The sequence below is a fragment of the Pseudomonas frederiksbergensis genome (assembly GCF_900105495.1).
Classification (GTDB): Bacteria; Pseudomonadota; Gammaproteobacteria; order Pseudomonadales; family Pseudomonadaceae; genus Aquipseudomonas; species Aquipseudomonas frederiksbergensis.
Genome location: NZ_FNTF01000002.1, coordinates 5,579,869 through 5,598,814 on the forward strand (window position 1 = coordinate 5,579,869; position 18,946 = coordinate 5,598,814).

At 59.2% G+C, this 18,946-nt stretch carries 19 protein-coding genes; 2 read left to right on the forward strand and 17 right to left on the reverse strand.

The window, feature by feature from the left end:
- Nucleotides 1–95: 95 nt before the first annotated feature.
- From BLW70_RS26240 to BLW70_RS26305, 14 genes are all read right to left on the reverse strand, one after another.
- Nucleotides 96–734, reverse strand: a complete 639-nt coding sequence (locus BLW70_RS26240; protein WP_008152317.1) for a TetR/AcrR family transcriptional regulator — start codon at nucleotides 732–734, stop codon at nucleotides 96–98.
- A gap of 342 nt (nucleotides 735–1,076) precedes the next feature.
- Nucleotides 1,077–1,862, reverse strand: coding sequence for a TatD family hydrolase (locus BLW70_RS26245; protein ID WP_074878970.1), 786 nt, complete (start codon nucleotides 1,860–1,862; stop codon nucleotides 1,077–1,079).
- A 14-nt stretch (nucleotides 1,863–1,876) separates the two neighbouring features.
- Entirely contained in the window at nucleotides 1,877–2,233 is a 357-nt protein-coding gene (locus BLW70_RS26250; protein ID WP_074878972.1) for a PilZ domain-containing protein, read from the reverse strand.
- Between the two features lie 42 nt (nucleotides 2,234–2,275).
- Nucleotides 2,276–3,265, reverse strand: a complete 990-nt coding sequence (locus BLW70_RS26255) for a DNA polymerase III subunit delta' (RefSeq protein ID WP_074878974.1) — start codon at nucleotides 3,263–3,265, stop codon at nucleotides 2,276–2,278.
- Nucleotides 3,258–3,890 (reverse strand): dTMP kinase, encoded by a 633-nt coding sequence (tmk, locus tag BLW70_RS26260; RefSeq protein ID WP_046049079.1) that lies wholly within the window; start codon nucleotides 3,888–3,890, stop codon nucleotides 3,258–3,260. Before tmk ends, BLW70_RS26255 begins: the two co-directional genes overlap by 8 nt.
- 19 nt (nucleotides 3,891–3,909) lie before the next feature.
- Nucleotides 3,910–5,175: an endolytic transglycosylase MltG gene (gene mltG / locus BLW70_RS26265; protein ID WP_074878976.1), complete on the reverse strand. Its 1,266-nt coding sequence runs from the start codon at nucleotides 5,173–5,175 to the stop codon at nucleotides 3,910–3,912.
- Between the two features lie 3 nt (nucleotides 5,176–5,178).
- Nucleotides 5,179–5,994, reverse strand: coding sequence for an aminodeoxychorismate lyase (gene pabC / locus BLW70_RS26270; RefSeq protein WP_074878978.1), 816 nt, complete (start codon nucleotides 5,992–5,994; stop codon nucleotides 5,179–5,181).
- Nucleotides 5,994–7,238, reverse strand: a complete 1,245-nt coding sequence (gene fabF / locus BLW70_RS26275) for a beta-ketoacyl-ACP synthase II (protein WP_008152330.1) — start codon at nucleotides 7,236–7,238, stop codon at nucleotides 5,994–5,996. Before fabF ends, pabC begins: the two co-directional genes overlap by 1 nt.
- 108 nt (nucleotides 7,239–7,346) lie before the next feature.
- The gene (acpP, locus tag BLW70_RS26280) at nucleotides 7,347–7,583 is read right to left on the reverse strand and encodes an acyl carrier protein (protein ID WP_003442511.1); all 237 of its coding nucleotides are present in this window, start codon (nucleotides 7,581–7,583) and stop codon (nucleotides 7,347–7,349) included.
- Nucleotides 7,584–7,774: 191 nt separating this feature from the next.
- Entirely contained in the window at nucleotides 7,775–8,518 is a 744-nt protein-coding gene (fabG, locus tag BLW70_RS26285) for a 3-oxoacyl-ACP reductase FabG (RefSeq protein ID WP_074878980.1), read from the reverse strand.
- A 16-nt stretch (nucleotides 8,519–8,534) separates the two neighbouring features.
- Complete coding sequence (gene fabD / locus BLW70_RS26290) at nucleotides 8,535–9,473, reverse strand: ACP S-malonyltransferase (protein WP_074878982.1); 939 nt, start codon at nucleotides 9,471–9,473, stop codon at nucleotides 8,535–8,537.
- Between the two features lie 125 nt (nucleotides 9,474–9,598).
- Complete coding sequence (gene plsX / locus BLW70_RS26295) at nucleotides 9,599–10,609, reverse strand: phosphate acyltransferase PlsX (RefSeq protein ID WP_074878985.1); 1,011 nt, start codon at nucleotides 10,607–10,609, stop codon at nucleotides 9,599–9,601.
- A gap of 4 nt (nucleotides 10,610–10,613) precedes the next feature.
- Nucleotides 10,614–10,796, reverse strand: a complete 183-nt coding sequence (gene rpmF, locus BLW70_RS26300; RefSeq protein ID WP_008152339.1) for a 50S ribosomal protein L32 — start codon at nucleotides 10,794–10,796, stop codon at nucleotides 10,614–10,616.
- Between the two features lie 13 nt (nucleotides 10,797–10,809).
- Nucleotides 10,810–11,337 (reverse strand): YceD family protein, encoded by a 528-nt coding sequence (locus BLW70_RS26305; protein WP_004371317.1) that lies wholly within the window; start codon nucleotides 11,335–11,337, stop codon nucleotides 10,810–10,812.
- A gap of 106 nt (nucleotides 11,338–11,443) precedes the next feature.
- On the opposite strand from BLW70_RS26305, the gene BLW70_RS26310 reads away from it, so the two are divergent.
- Nucleotides 11,444–12,022 carry a Maf family protein gene (locus BLW70_RS26310; protein ID WP_074878987.1) on the forward strand — a complete coding sequence of 193 codons (579 nt, stop codon included), beginning with the start codon at nucleotides 11,444–11,446 and terminating at the stop codon, nucleotides 12,020–12,022.
- 247 nt (nucleotides 12,023–12,269) lie between these two features.
- Here the strand turns inward: BLW70_RS26310 and BLW70_RS26315 are convergent, their stop codons facing one another.
- From BLW70_RS26315 to rluC, 3 genes are read right to left on the reverse strand one after another with little or no spacing between them, the layout of a single operon-like run.
- Complete coding sequence (locus BLW70_RS26315; protein WP_074878989.1) at nucleotides 12,270–13,259, reverse strand: S49 family peptidase; 990 nt, start codon at nucleotides 13,257–13,259, stop codon at nucleotides 12,270–12,272.
- A 24-nt stretch (nucleotides 13,260–13,283) separates the two neighbouring features.
- Nucleotides 13,284–13,946: an HAD-IA family hydrolase gene (locus BLW70_RS26320; RefSeq protein ID WP_074878991.1), complete on the reverse strand. Its 663-nt coding sequence runs from the start codon at nucleotides 13,944–13,946 to the stop codon at nucleotides 13,284–13,286.
- Nucleotides 13,933–14,895, reverse strand: a complete 963-nt coding sequence (gene rluC, locus BLW70_RS26325; RefSeq protein WP_074878993.1) for a 23S rRNA pseudouridine(955/2504/2580) synthase RluC — start codon at nucleotides 14,893–14,895, stop codon at nucleotides 13,933–13,935. The genes BLW70_RS26320 and rluC overlap by 14 nt, the downstream gene beginning before the upstream one ends.
- 700 nt (nucleotides 14,896–15,595) lie before the next feature.
- Here rluC and rne point away from each other — a divergent pair.
- Complete coding sequence (rne, locus tag BLW70_RS26330; protein ID WP_074878995.1) at nucleotides 15,596–18,790, forward strand: ribonuclease E; 3,195 nt, start codon at nucleotides 15,596–15,598, stop codon at nucleotides 18,788–18,790.
- Nucleotides 18,791–18,946 lie beyond the last annotated feature (156 nt).

Sequence of the window (18,946 nt, forward strand, 5' to 3'; positions counted from 1 at the left end):
CACAAATCAAGTTTTAGCAAGTCCTATGCCTGAGTATATTCCTGCGGTACTGCGCCACGTAGCGAAATCATGGCGCAATAAGGCAACTGAATGGTTCAGCTGCTCGGAGTGTCGGTATCGCGCTTGCGTTTGTTGCCCATGCGCACGCCGATGTCCATCAGGAACTGGAAGAAACCTTCCTGATCTTCCAGCACATTGCTCCAGAACGGCGAGTGATACAGCGCCACGGCGCCGTGCACCAGCGCCCAGGATGCGCAGTAATGGAAGTAAGGCGGTACGTCTTCGAGTTTGCCTTCGCTGATCCGGCCCTTGATCAGCAGGGTCAGACGTTCGAAGTTCGAGGCGCGGATCTTGTGCAGCTCCTCGACCATCTCCGGCACCTGGTTGCCCTTGACCACCTTTTCTTCCAGGCGATCGAACAACCGATAGCGTTGAGGGTCGCGCATGCGGAATTCGAAGTAGGCCCGGGACAGGGCTTCCTTGTCCTTGTCGACATCGGCCGAATGCAACAGCTCGTTCAAATCGCGCTCGTAATCGAGCATCAGGCGCAGATAGATTTCGGCCTTGGATTTGAAGTGCTTGTAGATCGTGCCTTTGCCGATACCGACGGCATCAGCAATCATCTCGACGGTGACACTGTCTTCACCTTGATCGAGGAACAGCTTGAGCGCGGTATCGAGAATTTCTTGCTCGCGGCGACGAAACTCACGGACCTTACGAGGTTCTTTATGCATAAGAAAAGGTCTGTAGGGGTCAAAATTCGAAGCCGCGTATTATGCCTAACTTGCGCAAAAATGCACGGATCATCCAACCATATATGTGTTTCTTGGTGAATTCCGCCAGTCTCGCAGATTAATGAGAACTCAACCGAAGCGCGCGTATTCCAAATTTGTTTAAAAACCGGCGCCGGTAAACTGGACTCGGCGCGATACTGATCAATACTTCAACTGTCGGCGGGACATCTCCCCCAAGTGTTGCGCCGATATAGGTACCAACGGACCGCGTGCCTTTGTTTTACTCCTAATGGTCTTAACCCGGATTCACCCCCCAGAACCCGGGTTTTTTTTGCCTGCGATTTAGCCTTTCACATGTGCCAACGGAAACAGGCGCTTGAAGTTCTCGGTGGTTTGCTCGGCAAACCGCTCGTAGGGCTCCCCTCGCAACATTGCCAGAAATTCCGCTACGTCGCGCACGTACTGCGGCAGGTTCGGCTTGCCGCGATGAGGGATCGGCGCCAGGTAAGGCGAGTCGGTTTCCACCAGCAAACGATCAGCGGGCACCTTGCTGGCTACGTCACGCAGGGCGTCGGCATTGCGGAAAGTGACAATCCCGGACAAGGAAATGTAATACCCCATGTCCAGCGCCGCTTTGGCCATGTCCCAGTCTTCGGTGAAACAATGCAGCACGCCCGCCTGGGGCAGCGCCGCTTCACGCAGGAGGTTCAACGTATCGGCGCGGGCACCACGGGTGTGGATGATCACCGGTTTGCCCGTCTGCTGTGCCGCTTGCAGATGCAGGCGAAACGACGCCTGCTGCAACTCTGCCGCTTCCGGTTCGTAGTGATAATCCAGGCCCGTTTCACCGATCGCGACCACACGCGGGTGATTGAGCTCGCGCAACAGCCAGTCCAATGCTGGCGCGGCGCCCGGTTGCACGTCCAGCGGATGCACGCCAACTGAACAATCGACGTCGTCGTAACGTTCGGCCAGGGCTTTGACGTCGGCGGCATTCTCGACGCTGACGCCAATACACAGAAAGTGCCCTACCCCGCGCAGACGGGCCGCATCCAGCGCAGCATCCAGTGAGCCGTCGTGGGCGGCAAGGTCAAGGCGATCAAGGTGGCAATGGGAATCTACGAGCATAAAAGGGCTGCAACTTACATCGTATGAGTGGGACGGTCGGACTTGAGGGCTCCGGCCAGATGGGTTTCGATTCGACTGCGCGCGGTATTGTCGCCATCGTTGAATTGTACGCCGACCCCGGCGGCCCGGTTACCCTGCGCACCTTTTGGGGTGATCCAGGTGACCTTGCCGGCGACCGGAATCTTCTCCGGCTCGTCCATCACGCTCAACAGCATGAATACCTCGTCGCCCAACTTGTAACTCTTGTTGGTCGGGATAAACAGGCCACCATTCTTGATGAACGGCATGTAGGCCGCGTAAAGCACGGACTTGTCCTTGATCGTCAGGGACAAAATGCCGTTGCGCGGCCCCGGATTGACGAGTTCATTCATGCTGACCTCCGTTGCTGATGCTCAGAGTCTAGGCACAGACGGTCACTTCTGGGTAGGCAAACCTACCCATTGCACCAACAGCGCCTCCAGCAACAACACCCGGTTGAGGTTGGCTTTGCTCATCACTTTCTGGCGCTGGGCGAGGATCCAGTCCTGGATATTCAGGACTTTGTCCTGGCCGGCTTTCTGCGCCAGGTACTGAATCACCTTGCGCATGTCCGTCAGTCCCAGGCCTTCTTCATCCTGAGTCAGCTGATAGCGCAGGATCAGGCTCGACCAGTCGCAGAACCAGTCGAACAACAGCAACAGCGGAATCGCATTCCAGCCTTCGGCCAATTGAGTTGGTGACTGTTGCTGCTTGAGCAACTTTTTCACGCCATCGACCACCAGCGCCCGCTGTTCGCGCACGCCCTGCGCTTGCAAGTTGACGGCAGCCAGTGGCGAACCGGCAGCCAGCGTCAGCAATTCGATACGCTCTTCATCCCCACAGTCCGGCAAAGCCTTCGCCAGCCAGGCCAAACTCATGGCTTCGCTCGGCAGCGGACAGGCCTGCTGCTGGCAGCGGCTCTTGATCGTCGGCAGCAAACGACTGGCCTGGTGGCTGATCAGGAGCAACACGGTATCACCGGAGGGTTCTTCAAGACTTTTGAGCAAGGCGTTGGCGGCGTTGACGTTCATCGACTCCGCCGGCTCGATCAGCACTACCTTGCGACCGCCCATCTGCGCGGTCTGAACCACGAAGCTGACCAGATCACGAACCTGATCGACCTTGATCGCCTTATCGGCTTCTTCCGGTTCCAGAATGTAGTTGTCGGGGTGACTGCCGGCCTTGAGCAACAGACAGGATTTGCATTCGCCGCAAGCATCGTGGGCGGGGCTCGGGCGCTGGCACAGCAAACTGGCCATCAAGCGCTCGGCGAGCGCGCGTTTGCCGATCCCGGCCGGGCCATGCAGCAGATAAGCGTGGGCATGTTGCTTGCGACCGGCCAACTGCTGCCAGAGGCTGTCCTGCCACGGATAGGCTTCAGCCACGGGTCAACTCCAGCAGACGCGGCAGCAAGGCATCCAGTGCCTGCTGAACCTGCGCCAGCGGCTGGGCGGCATCGACCAGGACATAACGCGCAGGATCCGCCTCAGCGCGCTTGAGGAAGGCACTGCGCACCGCATCAAAAAAGGTTCGGCCTTCGAGCTCGAAACGATCCAGACGACCGCGAGCGCTGGCGCGGGCCAGGCCCACTTCCACCGGCAGATCGAAAATCAACGTCAGGTCCGGGCGCAGATCGCCCTGGACGAAGGCTTCCAGCGTCGCGATGCGCTCCAGCGACAGGCCGCGGCCGCCACCCTGATAGGCATAGGTCGAATCGGTAAAGCGATCACACAGGACCACCGCACCGCGGGCCAGTGCCGGGCGAATCACCTCGGCCAGATGCTGGGCTCGCGCGGCGAACACCAACAGCAACTCGGTGTCGGGGTTCATGACTTCGTCAACCGGCGCCAGCAGCACTTCGCGGATTCGTTCGGCCAACGGCGTACCGCCTGGTTCGCGAGTCAGCACGACCTCGATACCCGCGGCGCGCAGGCGCTCGGCCAGGTATTCGCGATTAGTGCTCTTGCCGGCCCCTTCCGGGCCTTCCAGGGTAATAAACAAGCCAGTCACAGGCAGTCCTTAGTCAGGGTCATTGCGGGCTTTGCGGCGCGGCTGCATCCGGTTCGGGCGCGGGGGCAGCTGCGGGTTCTTGAGCGGGTTCTTGCGCCGGCTCCGGTGATGACGAAGGCTCAGGCGCTTGCGATTCTGGTGGCGTCGCCTGAGCAGGCTCTTGCGGCGACACTTGCGGCGCAGCCTCGAGGGCTGTGTCGGGTGAAGCAGCCGGAATCGGTGCCTGCTCATCCATCGCCTCTGGCGCCGTGGTCGGCGCCGGGCTGGAGCGGTAGTCTGCACGGCGCTTGATCTGGAACTCCCGCACAGCGTTATTGTGCGCGTCCAGATCATCGGAGAACACGTGGCTGCCATCACCACGCGCAACGAAATAGAGGCTATTGCCCGGCACCGGATTCAGCGCTGCATGAATCGCTTCGCGGCCGACCATGGCGATCGGGGTCGGCGGCAGTCCCGAAATCACGTAGGTGTTGTACGGCGTCGGTTCCTTGAGGTGGGCACGAGTCAATTTGCCGTTGTAACGATCACCGAGGCCGTAGATCACGGTTGGATCAGTCTGCAACAACATGCCCATTTCCATGCGCCGCACAAACACGCCAGCGATTTGCCCGCGCTCCTGCGGCACGCCGGTTTCCTTCTCCACCAGCGAGGCCATGATCAGTGCCTGATAGGGCTCGGTGTACGGCACGTCAGCGGCGCGCTGGCTCCATTCCTTGGCGAGGACTTCGTCGAGGCGGTCGTAGGCTTTTTTCAGCAGTTCGACATCGGTCATGCCGCGCACGAAGCGATAGGTGTCAGGGAAGAATCGCCCTTCCGGAAAAATCCCGCTGTGGCCGAGTTTGTCCATCACCTCGCTATCACTCAAACCGTCGAGGGTCTTTTCGAGTTTTTCATCCTTGGCCAGAGCAGCGCGGACCTGATGAAAATTCCAGCCTTCGACCAGCGTCAGGCTGTACTGAACCATTTCCCCGCGTTTCCACAGGTCAATCAGGCCTTCGACGGTCATGCCGGGCCGCATGCGGTACTCGCCCTTGTGCAACGGTTGTTTGGCGAGATTGAAACGCCAATAGACCCGCAGCCAGAAAGCGTCCTTGATGACGCCATCGGCTTCGAGTCGATAGAAAGTGCGGGTCGGTGTCGTGCCTTTGGGCACTTCCAGCAGCTCTTCCTGGGTGATGTTCAGCGGCTGTTCCAGCGCCGAATGAATTTTCCAGGCAGAAGCGCCCAGACACAGCCCTGCCAGAACCAGTCCGGTTTCCAGCAGCAGCAACAATTTACGTCTCACGTATCAAGCATCCAGTAGCGCGCGGGCAATGGTTTGGAGTTTACGGGTGAGCGGCCCAACCGGCCAGCTTAGTGCGGCATAGGCGCGCACCGGCCAAACGCCATACACGCTGTTGCAGACAAAGACTTCATCAGCCCATTGCAGCTGATCGAGGGTGATATCGGTGATTTGTGTGGCGATCCCCAATGACTCGGCTTGAAACAATAATTCGGCACGCATCACACCAGCCACGCCGCAGCGCTTCAAATCAGCCGTGATCAGCACGCCATCGCGAATCAGGAACAGATTGCTGAACACGCCTTCAATGACACGTCCGGCCTGATCGAGCATCAAGCCTTCGGCATGATCGGTGTCTTGCCATTCGGAGCGGGCGATGACCTGCTCAAGACGGTTCAGATGCTTGAGTCCGGCGAGCAGAGGCTGTTTGGAAAGCCGCGTCGCACAGGGAAACAGGCGAACGCCCTGCTCCGCATGGGCAACAGGATAAACCGCAGGAGGGTTGCCGAGCATGATGCGGCGCGCCTGGGCCGAAGGATCGGGCGCATAGCCGCGGGCGCTTTCGCCACGGGTGACGATGAGCTTGAGCACACCTTCGCCCAACGCTTGGGCGTAGGTCAGTAACTCTGTGCAGACAGCCGGATGATCGAGATTGATTGCCAACCGCTGACAACCCTTGACCAAGCGCACTAGATGCCGATCCAGCAGCACCGGGCTGCCGTTGTGTACAGCGATGGTCTCGAACAGACCATCACCGTAAGCCAGGCCGCGATCCTTCAGCGACAAAGCGTCAGCCGGCTGACCGTCGACCCAGCTGTCCATCAGTCAGCGAACCGACGGAACACCAGCGAGCCGTTGGTACCGCCAAACCCGAAGGAGTTGGACAGCACCACGTCGATATCCATATTGCGCGCGGTATGCGGTACGAAATCAAGGTCGCAACCTTCGTCCGGCTCATCAAGGTTGATGGTCGGCGGTGCTACCTGGCTGTTGATCGCCAGCACACTGAAAATCGCCTCGACCGCGCCCGCCGCACCCAACAGGTGACCGGTCATGGACTTGGTCGAACTGACTGCCAGCTTGTAAGCGTGATCGCCGAATACCGACTTGATCGCACAGGCTTCGGCAAGGTCGCCCGCCGACGTCGAGGTGCCGTGGGCGTTGATGTACTGAACCTGATCGCCGTTGATCCTGGCATCGCGCAGCGCATTGGTGATGCAGCGTGCAGCACCCGCGCCATCCGCTGGTGGCGAAGTCATGTGGTAGGCATCGCCACTGGTGCCAAAGCCGATCAGCTCGGCGTAGATCGTCGCACCGCGGGCCTTGGCGTGTTCCAGCTCTTCCAGAACCAGAGCGCCGGCACCGTCGGACAGCACGAAGCCATCACGGCCCTTGTCCCATGGACGGCTGGCGCGGGTCGGTTCGTCGTTGCGGGTCGACAGTGCACGGGAGGCACCGAAGCCGCCCATGCCCAGACCGCAAGCGGCCATTTCAGCGCCGCCGGCAATCATCACGTCGGCTTCGTCGTACATGATGTTGCGTGCCGCCATGCCGATGCAGTGCGTACCGGTGGTACATGCGGTGGCGATGGCGTAGTTAGGTCCCTGTGCGCCCAGATGGATGGACAGGAAACCGGAAATCATATTGATGATCGAGCCAGGCACGAAAAACGGAGAAATCCGTCGTGGGCCGGAATCATGCAGCGTGCGGCTGGTTTCTTCGATATTGGTCAGTCCGCCGATACCCGAACCCATGGCCACGCCGATGCGCTCACGGTTCGCGTCGGTGACTTCCAGACCGGCATTACGAACTGCCTGAAAACCTGCGGCCAGACCGTACTGAATGAACAGGTCGAGCTTGCGAGCTTCCTTGACCGACAGGTATTCCTCGACATTGAAGCCCTTCACCGAGCCGCCAAAACGGGTGGAATAGGCAGAAAGGTCGGTGTGTTCGATCAGACCAATGCCACTGCGGCCAGCCAGAATGCCCTGCCAACTGCTCGGCACGTCCGTGCCCAGTGGCGACAACATACCCATACCGGTGACTACGACGCGTCTACGCGACACAGCACTCTCCTTTTTCAAATGACGACTTTGCATCAGGCCTAAAGAAAAAACCGCACGCCGTGATGGCAGTGCGGTTTTTCCATGACAGCAAGCAACGATTACAAGCTATTAAGCCTGGTGGTTAGTAACGTAATCGATTGCGGCTTGTACAGTAGTGATCTTCTCAGCTTCTTCGTCAGGGATTTCGGTCTCGAATTCCTCTTCCAGAGCCATCACCAGCTCAACGGTGTCAAGGGAGTCGGCACCCAGGTCTTCAACGAAGGAAGCAGTGTTGACCACTTCTTCTTCTTTAACGCCCAGTTGCTCAGCAACGATTTTCTTGACGCGCTCTTCGATGGTGCTCATACCTTGTTTTCACTCCTAATGGACAAATTCAGGCAGCTGGCCAGTGGGTAAGTGTATAGAAAGACTTTTCAGTTTTTCAACTGAAAGCTTCACTCCTCAAACCCGACGACCCTCTGCCTATAAATAGATTGCAGCTTTATAACGGATTTTAGACAGCTCGTATGACATTTTTTTGAAGCAATCCGTCACATTTAACTCATGTACATCCCGCCGTTCACCGGGATTGTAGCCCCAGTAACGTAAGCCGCACCGTCGGATGCAAGAAAAGCGACCACAGACGCGATCTCTTGAGCTTGCCCCAGACGGCCCAGCGGAATCTGCGTCTGCAAGGCTTCACGCTGTGCCTCAGGCAATTCGCGGGTCATATCGGTGTCGATGAACCCAGGGGCCACCGAGTTTACCGTAATCGAACGCGAACCGACTTCACGCGCCAGGGAACGGCTGAAACCTTCCAGACCGGCCTTGGCGGCTGCGTAGTTTACTTGGCCTGCGTTGCCCATGGCACCCACAACCGAGCCAATACTGATAATTCGTCCCCAACGGGCTTTGGTCATGCCGCGCAAAACGCCCTTGGACAGGCGAAACAGACTGTTCAGGTTGGTATCGACGACATCATGCCATTCGTCATTTTTCATCCGCATTATCAGATTATCGCGGGTGATACCGGCATTGTTGACCAGGATCGCCGGCGCACCGAACTGCGATGTAATGCTCGCCAGTACTGCCGCAACGGATTCGTCGCTGGTGACATTGAGTTCCAGGCCAGTGCCTTGAATCCCGTTTTCCGCCAGGGTTGCCGCAATGCGCTCGGCACCCGAGGCAGACGTCGCAGTGCCGATAACGATGGCGCCCTGACGACCCAATTCCAGGGCGATAGCCTGGCCGATACCGCGGCTCGCGCCAGTGACCAGTGCAACTTTACCTTGCAGACTCATGCAGGCTTCTCCTGATTCAGGCCAACGCTGCGCGAGCGGCAGCGAAGGCGTCGGGGGTATTGAGGTTGGATGTCGACACGCCTTCGGCGCAACGCTTGTTCAGGCCAGCCAGCACTTTGCCCGGGCCGCACTCGACCAACTGGGTAGCACCTTTGGCGGCCAGCGCCTGAACCGATTCGACCCAGCGTACAGGCTTGTAGAGCTGCTCGAGCAGATCGCGCTTGAGGGTTTCCAGATCGGCCGGCACACTGGCGCTGACGTTCTGAACCAGCGGAATCTGCGGCGCCTGCCAATCGATCGCTGCGATCGACTCGGCAAAACGCTCGGCCGCCGGACGCATCAACTCGCAATGAGACGGCACGCTGACCGGCAACGGCATGGCGCGCTTGGCACCACGAGCCTTGCAGCCTTCGATGGCGCGCTCGACCGCAGCCTTGGCACCGGCGATGACTACCTGGCCTGGCGAGTTGAAGTTGACCGCACTCACCACTTCGCCTTGCGCCGCTTCGGCACAGGCTGCCAGCACATCCGCATCGTCCAGACCGAGAATGGCGGCCATGCCACCTTGCCCGGCCGGAACGGCTTCCTGCATCAACTGACCACGGCGTTCAACCAGCTTGACCGCGTCGCCCAGGCTCAGGCTGCCCGCAGCGACCAGAGCACTGTATTCGCCCAGACTGTGCCCGGCAACATAAGCCGGACGCGCACCGCCTTCAGCCAGCCACAGACGCCACAAGGCAATCGAGGCGGTCAGAATGGCCGGCTGGGTTTTATCGGTTTGATTGAGTTGCTCTTCCGGCCCTTGCTGGGTCAGTACCCACAGGTCGTAACCCAGAGCATCGGAAGCTTCTTTGAATGTTTCGAGGACAACCGGATGTTGTGCGCCCAACTCGGCCAGCATGCCGAGGGACTGCGAACCCTGTCCCGGAAAGACGAATGCGAGGGAAGCAGACATGTAACAAGCCCCTAATGATCTTGTCGTCGGATAATTGACGTCCCGCAGGAGGGACGCAAGAAACTGACAGTTGGATGGCAAATTGAACTGAGCGGTCACATTTAAGCATTGTCCGACGAAAACGCCTAAAGCAACAAATCCTCAAGACGACCGTGAATGCGTTCCGGCAGGTTTTCCTGAATCTCGATCAAGGCACGCTGAATCGCACTCTGGAAGCCCTGAACCCCCGCCGAACCATGGCTTTTCACCACAATCCCCTGCAAACCGAGGAAACTTGCGCCGTTATGCCGCGCAGGCGCCAGATCAGCTTGCAAGCGTTTCATCAGCGGCAAAGCCAGAGCACCGACCACTTTCGACGCAAGATTTTTCTTGAACAAGGCTTCGATGCGCGCGGCAATCATGGTCGCCAGGCCTTCGCTGGACTTGAGCAGGATATTGCCGACAAAACCGTCACACACCACCACATCCGCCTCGCCACGGTACACACCGTCACCCTCGACAAAACCGATGTAGTTGATACCACGAGCACTTTGCAACAATGTTGCAGCCAGCTTGACCTGCTGATTACCCTTGATGTCTTCAGTACCAATGTTCAACAGCGCCACTCGCGGACGAACAATGCCCAGGGTTTCCGCCGCCACCGACCCCATCACAGCGAACTGCAATAGATGCTCGGCACTGCAATCGACATTGGCACCCAGGTCGAGCAACTGGCAATAACCCTTCTGCGTCGGAATCGCCGCCACCATTGCCGGCCGATCAATGCCCGGCAAGGTCTTGAGCACAAACCGCGACAACGCCATCAGCGCACCGGTATTGCCGGCGCTGACACAGGCCTGCACCTTGCCGTCTCGCAGCAATTCCAGCGCCACGCGCATCGACGAGTCGGGCTTGCCGCGCAGGGCCTGGGCAGGCTTTTCGTCCATGGTGATGACTTCGGACGCCGGCACGATCGACAGGCGCGAGCGATCCACAGCCGATTGGCCAGAGAGCAATTCTTCAAGAAGGGAGGGTTGACCGACGAGGGTCAGGTGCAGCGAGGGCGTAGCAGACAGGCAAGCAAGGCTGGCCTGAACAATGCTGCGGGGACCGAAGTCCCCGCCCATTGCGTCAATCGCGATGACTTGAGCAGACAAGTGATTACTCGTCAGCGCCCTTGTCGATCACTTTACGGCCACGGTATACGCCTTCTGGCGATACGTGGTGACGCAGGTGAATTTCACCGGTGGTTTTTTCTACAGACAGAGTGCTTGCCGTCAGGGCGTCGTGCGAACGACGCATGTCACGGGCAGAGCGGGATTTTTTGTTCTGCTGAACAGCCATAATTGATTAACTCCTAAACGTTTGGGTCACGCTTTAACTGCGCCAATACACTGAACGGGTTGGACCGCGTTACCTCGTCCTCGCTCGGTTCGGGCTCATCGAGACCCGCCGGCTGCTGGCATTCTTCCGGATGATGAGCAGGCACAATGGGCAAGGCGAGCAGAAGCTCCTCCTCGATCAGTGACTGCAGATCCAATGGATCTTCGCCCAGTTCCAGCACGTCATAACCTTTCGGCAACGACTGGGTATTCGCACCCTCCTTCACCACAGCATAACTGCATTCGCTATGGATCGGCAGGGTGACCAGCTCAAGACAACGCTGGCAAACCATTTTGACTTCGGTGTCGATAAAACTGTGGATTACCACAGACTTACGTTCATCTCGTTCAAAAACGAATTTAGCCTGCACCGTACCGACAGTGTCGGAAAGCGGGTCGCAGAGTCTCTCCAAATCGGCCAGCAGCAGTTCACCTTGAAGGGTGGTGCCACGATCAGCCAATTTGCGCGGGTCAACGTGAGGTGGAATCGGGTCATTCAACATAGGCGCAGCATTATAGGGATGCCCCCAGCCATGTCAAAGGAAATTCAGCCCTGTCCGTCACTTGCAAGCCTCCGCTAGAATTCGCGCCTGTCTTCTGGAGATGCGCATGCTGCCTTTATTACTCGCTTCAAGCTCGGTTTATCGCCGGGAATTGCTGGCCCGCCTGCAGCTGCCGTTCACCTGCAGCTCGCCGGATATCGACGAAAGCCACCGATCGGGTGAGTCTGCCGTCGAGCTGGTAAAGCGTCTTGCAGAGGAAAAAGCACGCGCGCTGGCCAGCAGTCACCCCGCCCACCTGATTATCGGCTCCGACCAGGTTGCGGTGCTCGGCGAGCGGATTATCGGCAAACCGCACACCTTCGAAAAGGCCCGCGAACAATTGCTGGCGTCTAGCGGTGCCAGCGTGACCTTCCTTACCGGCCTGGCCCTGCTCAACAGCCAGACGGGTGAATGCCAGGTCGACTGCGTGCCGTTCACCGTACACATGCGCTCGCTCGATCAGGCACGCATCGAACGCTACCTGCGCGCCGAACAGCCCTACGACTGCGCTGGCAGCTTCAAAGCCGAAGGTTTGGGGGTGAGCCTGTTTCAAAGCACCGAAGGCCCTGACGCTACCAGCCTGATCGGCCTGCCCTTGATTCGCCTGGTGGACATGTTGCTGGCCGAAGGTGTGCAAATCCCCTGACCACCCTGTAGCTGACGAAGCCTGCGTGCGCGCAACCTACTGAACACCGCAATTGTGTAGCAGCTGGCGAAGCCTGCGTTCGGGTGCGCAGCGCTCGCAAATCCGGATTGCACGGTCTATCTGAAAGGTTGCGGCGCATGGTTTGGCGAGCGCTGCGCACTCGAACGCAGGCTTCGCCAGCTGCTACAGGGATCGTGCAGACATTAAAAAACCGGCCACTTGGGCCGGTTTTTTATGCCGAAGGCGATCAGCGCAACGAAGGCCCCTGGAAGCCCATCCACATCGCCAGATGCTCAGCCACACTGGCACCGAGTTTTTTCGAGAAGCGGTCGAACGGCGATTCCTGAACGGTGAAATCCACCAGCTCTTTCTCGCCGATCACGTCACGTGCCACCGAACTGGCATTCCCCAAACCATCGATCAGACCCAGCGGCAGCGCTTGCTCGCCCGACCAGACCAACCCGGAGAACAACTCTGGATGTTCCTTGTCCTTGAGACGGTCGCCACGACCTTTCTTGACGCTGCTGATGAACTGCTGATGAGTGGTATCGAGCACACCCTGCCAGAACCGGGTTTCTTCAGGCTTCTGCGGCTGGAACGGATCAAGGAACGATTTGTGCTCGCCCGAGGTGTAAGTACGACGCTCGACACCCAGCTTCTCCATGGTCCCGACAAAGCCATAACCGGCTGCGGTCACACCAATGGAACCCACCAGGCTCGCCTTGTCGGCATAGATCTGATCCGCCGCACTGGCGATGTAGTAAGCACCGGAAGCACCCAAATCCGAGATCACCGCGTAAAGCTTGGTGTCCGGATGCAGGCCGCGCAAACGACGGATTTCGTCATAGACGTAGCCTGACTGCACCGGACTGCCACCCGGACTGTTGATTCGCAGGATGACACCCTTGACCTTCTTGTCTTCAAACGCTGCACGCAGGCTGCCGACGATGTTGTCAGCGCTGGCAGGTTCCTTGTCGGCGATCATGCCGGTCACGTCGATCAGCGCGGTGTAGTTGCCACTGAGGGTGGCGGCTTTCTCCATGTCCATCAGGGGCGTGAACAGGACCAACGCGCCAAACAGGTACACAAAAGTCAGCAGCTTGAAGAAAATCCCCCAGCGACGGGACCGGCGCTGCTCCTGCACGCTGGCCAGCATGGTCTTTTCCAGCAGCTTCCAGCTTTTCTCGTCACCGCTCTCTACGCTTGCCTTGGCGGGCGCTTTCCATTCGTCGGTCATGACATTTACCCCAGCAAAAACCTGTTAAACCCGCTGACTCAGCCAGGCATGCAATTCTGAAAAACGATCAATGGCCAGTGTCGGCCCGAATAATTTCAACGCTTCGATCGATTGCGCGCCGTAGCTGACGGCCACCGAATCCATGCCCGCATTGCGCGCCATCTGCAAGTCAAAGGACGAGTCCCCCACCATCAACGCCTGCTCCGGGCGAACCTCACAGTGAGCGAGGATCTGCTCGAGCATCAGCGGATGGGGCTTGCTGGCGGTTTCGTCGGCCGCGCGGGTAATGTCGAAATAATCTTCCCAACCGTGAGACTTCAACACCCGATCCAGCCCGCGACGAGCCTTGCCGGTCGCGACCGCCAAGTGATAACCCTCTGCACGGAACGCCTCCATCGACTCGACCACCCCTTCGAACAACGGCGAAGGCACGGCTTCCGAGGCGATGTAGTGATCAGCATAGTGCTGACGGAAGGCCACCAATTCGTCGTCGCCGATTTCCGGATACAACGTACGAATCGCCTCCGGCAAGCCCAGACCGATGATCCCCCTGACAGCAAAATCATCGCGCAACTGAAAACCGGAGCGCTCGGATGCGACATGCATCGACTCGACAATTCGACCAATGGAGTCGGCGAGCGTGCCGTCCCAATCGAAAATCAGCAGCTTGCAGTCAGATGGGTGCACTCAGGCGCTCCACAGTTTTGGCCCACATCTCGTCGACTGGCGCCTGCAACTTCAGCTCACCGCCATCCGGCAGCGGCACAGTCAGCAGGTAGGCGTGCAGGAACAGGCGCTTGCCGCCCAGGTCACGAATCTCTTTGCTGAAGCCTTCATCGCCGTACTTGGTGTCACCGGCAATGCAATGCCCGGCGTGCAAGGTGTGAACGCGGATCTGGTGAGTCCGGCCAGTGATCGGCCTGGCTTCGATCAGGGTAGCGAAGTCGCCAAAACGACGCAGGACCTTGAACACGGTCACGGACTCTTTGCCCTCCTCCTCGTCAACTTCGACCATACGCTCGCCGGAGCGCAGATTGCTCTTGCCCAGCGACGCCCGGACTTGCTTGATCGAGGCCGCCCAGTTGCCGCGAACCAGCGCCATGTAGCGCTTGTCGACGCCATCGCCACGCAATGCCGTGTGCAAGTGACGCAGCATGCTGCGCTTCTTGGCGATCATCAGCAGGCCGGAGGTGTCACGGTCGAGACGGTGAACCAATTCGAGCTCCTTGCAATCGGGACGCAACTGACGAAAGGCTTCGATCACCCCGTAAGTCAGTCCGCTGCCACCGTGGACCGCAATGCCGCAAGGCTTGTTGATCACGATCAACGCCTTGTCCTCGAACACAATCGAGGCTTCGAGGCGCTGTAGCAGGCCTTGTGCCAGCGGTACCGGTTCGTCGCGCTCAGGCACGCGAACCGGCGGCACGCGCACGATATCGCCCGCCTGCAGCTTGTATTCGGGCTTGATCCGACCTTTGTTCACTCGCACTTCGCCTTTGCGCAAAATGCGGTAAATCAAGGTCTTGGGCACGCCTTTGAGCCGAGCGAGAAGGAAGTTGTCAATTCGTTGGCCGGCATATTCCGGCGAGACCTCCAGCAGTTGTACGGCTGGGGTCGAAGGGGCTGTAGTCGTCATGGCGCGGATGATAACAATTTTTTATGGAATTGAAGCACTTAATCATTGCTGCTATAGTCGCGAACGCCGCCAAAAGTGGCCTGGACAGCGGACTAACGGTCAAAAACCGGCCCTGACCAACGCAATTCACGAGGACGAGAGGCCGTCCTACGAGGCTTTCGCTACGAAACGGTAGAGTTTGCAGTTGTAACGAGCGCAGGTGACATGAGGCCTGAAGCATGCCGCAAAGCAGAGTTTTCACTCGCCTTGCGAGCAAATATTCATGGCCAGTTCACAAAGTGCAGTCAGCTACGAACAAACCCGAGCGAACGCTGCGGAAACAACGCCTAAATTAGCCATGATGCGTGACCTCCCCTTTCGGAGCTCACGGTAAATGCCAACCCGCTGCGGATTCTGCGCGCGGCAGCACCCGAATTATCAGGGATACGTGTAGGGTGGAGATGCACAACCGCTGGACTGTGTAGCAATAGGCTTTATCAAGACGCTTCATCTCGTCCACAGCCGCTGGTTGATTCCTCCTCCTGACTGAGTGCTTAAGTAGCCACAGCAAGCAGGACGCGTACGTCGCGACGCCGGCCCAATTGGTCGGGGTTCGCTAGACACTGGAGTGTCCAACCACTCCTGACGCACCTGACACCGACCATGAGAAGTCGTGTGTGCCGAACGCCGTTTCCGGCAGCCCGGAAACCGACGGTACTACATGAAAAGAATGCTGATTAACGCAACTCAACCCGAAGAGTTGCGCGTTGCACTGGTAGATGGCCAACGCCTCTACGACCTGGACATCGAATCCGGTGCACGCGAGCAGAAAAAGGCCAACATCTATAAAGGCCGGATTACTCGCATCGAACCAAGCCTGGAGGCTGCCTTTGTCGATTTCGGCTCTGAGCGCCACGGCTTCCTGCCCCTCAAAGAAATCTCCCGCGAATACTTCAAGAAAGCCCCCGAAGGCCGCGTCAACATCAAGGACGTCCTGAGCGAAGGCCAGGAAGTCATCGTTCAGGTCGAAAAAGAAGAACGTGGCAACAAGGGCGCAGCCCTGACCACTTTCATCAGCCTGGCCGGTCGTTACCTGGTTCTGATGCCGAACAACCCGCGTGCCGGCGGTATTTCCCGTCGCATCGAAGGTGAAGAGCGCAACGAACTGCGTGAAGCCCTGAACGGCCTGGTTGCCCCAGCCGACATGGGCCTGATCGTTCGCACTGCCGGCCTGGGCCGCAGCAGCGAAGAAATGCAGTGGGACCTCGACTACCTGCTGCAACTGTGGACCGCTATTAAAGAAGCCTCGCTGGATCGCTCCGCGCCGTTCCTGATCTACCAGGAAAGCAACGTGATCATCCGCGCCATCCGCGATTACCTGCGCCAGGACATTGGCGAAGTGCTGATCGACAGCGTTGAAGCACAGGACGAAGCCCTGACCTTCATTCGCCAGGTGATGCCGCAGTACGCCAGCAAGATCAAGCTGTACGAAGACAGCGTTCCGCTGTTCAACCGTTTCCAGATCGAAAGCCAGATCGAGACCGCTTTCCAGCGCGTCGTTGAACTGCCTTCCGGTGGTTCCATCGTTATCGATCCGACCGAAGCCCTGGTGTCCATCGACATCAACTCGGCGCGCGCCACCAAAGGCAGCGACATCGAAGAAACCGCTCTGCAGACCAACCTTGAAGCCGCCGAAGAAATCGCCCGTCAGTTGCGCTTGCGCGACATCGGCGGCCTGATCGTCATCGACTTCATCGACATGACCCCTGCCAAGAACCAGCGCGCCGTGGAAGAAAAAGTCCGCGAATGCCTGGAAGCCGACCGCGCTCGCGTGCAAGTCGGTCGCATCTCGCGCTTCGGCCTGCTGGAAATGTCCCGTCAGCGCCTGCGTCCATCCCTGGGCGAAAGCAGCGGCATCGTTTGCCCGCGTTGCAACGGCACCGGCATCATCCGTGATGTTGAATCGCTGTCGCTGGCGATCCTGCGCCTGATCGAAGAAGAAGCCCTGAAAGACCGCACCGCCGAAGTTCGCGCCCAGGTGCCGATCCCGGTCGCCGCGTTCCTGCTCAACGAGAAACGCAACTCGATCACCAAGATCGAACTGCGCACCCGCGCCCGCATCGTCATTCTGCCGAACGATCACCTCGAAACGCCGCACTTCGAAGTGCAGCGTTTGCGCGATGACAGCCCGGAAGCCGCGGTCGGCCAGTCCAGCTACGAAATCGCTGCTGCCGCTGCCGAAGTCGAAGAAGTCCAGCCAGCCGCTGCGACCCGCACCCTGGTTCGCCAGGAAGCCGCGGTCAAGACGGCTCCGGCTCGCGCCAACGCTCCGGTTCCGACCGAAGTCGTCGCTGCCCCACCTGTTGCCGCACCGGCCGCCGCGCCAGAGCCAAGCCTGTTCAAAGGCCTGGTGAAGTCGCTGGTCAGCCTGTTCGCGACCAAGGAAGAGCCTGCTGCTCCGGTGGTGGTTGAAAAACCGGCGACCACCGAGCGTCCGGCCCGCAACGAAGAGCGTCGCAACGGCCGTCAGCAGAGCCGCAACCGTAATGGTCGCCGCGATGAAGAACGCAAGCCTCGCGAGGAACGTGCACCGCGTGAAGAACGCGCACCGCGTGAGCCCCGCGAAGCCCGCGAAGAAACGCCAGCAGTAGCAGTCGCCCGCGAAGAACGCGCTCCACGTGAAGAGCGCGCACCACGCGCCCCGCGTGAAGAACGTGCACCGCGCGCTCCTCGCGAAGATCGCAAGCCACGTGGCGATCGTGAAGAGCGTCCGGTCCGTGAACTGCGCGAGCCTCTGGATGCCGCTCCGGCCGCCGCTGTTACCGCTGAAGAGCGTCCAGCCCGCCAGCCACGTGAAGAACGTGCTCCACGCCCACCGCGTGAAGAACGTCAGCCACGTGCCGAGCAAGCCGCCGCAGTAGCTGAAGAAGAACTGGTTACCAACGAAGAGCAACCGCAGGAAGACGGTCAGGATGGCGCCGAAGGCGATCGTCCACGCCGCCGCTCCCGTGGCCAGCGTCGTCGCAGCAACCGTCGTGAGCGTCAGCGCGATGCCAACGGTAATGTGATCGAAGGTTCGGAAGAATCCGAGTCCGCCGAAGGTAACGAAGCTGCTGAAACCAGCGAAGCCCCAAGCGCTGCCGATCTGGCCGCCGGCCTGGCTGTTACCGCAGCTGTTGCCAGCACCGTGATCAGCGCTCCAGCCGAAGCACAGGCTAACGAGCAAGCCGAACGCGCGACTGCCGCCACCCTGGAAACTGCTCCAGTGGAAGCGCCAGTGGTTGAAGCAACGACTCCGGTCGAAGCCACCGCTGCTCCGGAAATCGAAGTGGCTCCGGTTCGTGAAGCACAGCCTGTCGTTGAAGCTGCCGCTGAGCCAGTGGTTAGCGCAGAACCGGTTGCCGAAACAGCCAGCGAAACAGTAACCGAAGCTGTCCGTGAAGTTCGCGAAGAGCAAACGGCGTTCAACTGGGTTGCCGAGCCACCTGTCGCCGAAGCGCCGGAAGCCGAAGCCATGGTGTCCGAGCCAGTGGTTGCTGCTGCAGAGCCTGCTCCAGTGGTTGAAGCACCGGTTGTTGCCGAAGTGGCCGCACCGCAAGTCGAAGCTGCCCCTGTCAGCGCCCTGACGCCAAGTGGCCGTGCGCCGAACGACCCACGTGAAGTGCGTCGCCGCAAGCGTGAAGAGGAGCGTCTGCAGAAGGAAGCCGAACTGGCTGCCGCTGCTGCTCCGGCTGCTGTCGAAACAGCACCGGTTGTCGCTGAAGTCGTCGAGGCAGCACCTGCCCCGACTGCTGAAGTCGCTGCTGCCGAACCCGTGGAATCCGCGATCGACGAAGCACCGCGCTCCGTTCAGGAAGCGGTAGAGCAACACGAACAAGCCCTGGAAAAAGAACACGAGCCTAAACCTCTCGTCTGATTCCATCGGCTAATAAAAAGCCCCGCCTGGTGATCCAGGCGGGGCTTTTTTATGTCCATGAACATCCCCCTCTGTGGGAGTGAGCCTGCTCGCGATGGCGGTTTAACATTCGATATTTATGCACGCTGATCCAACGCTATCGCGAGCAGGCTCGCT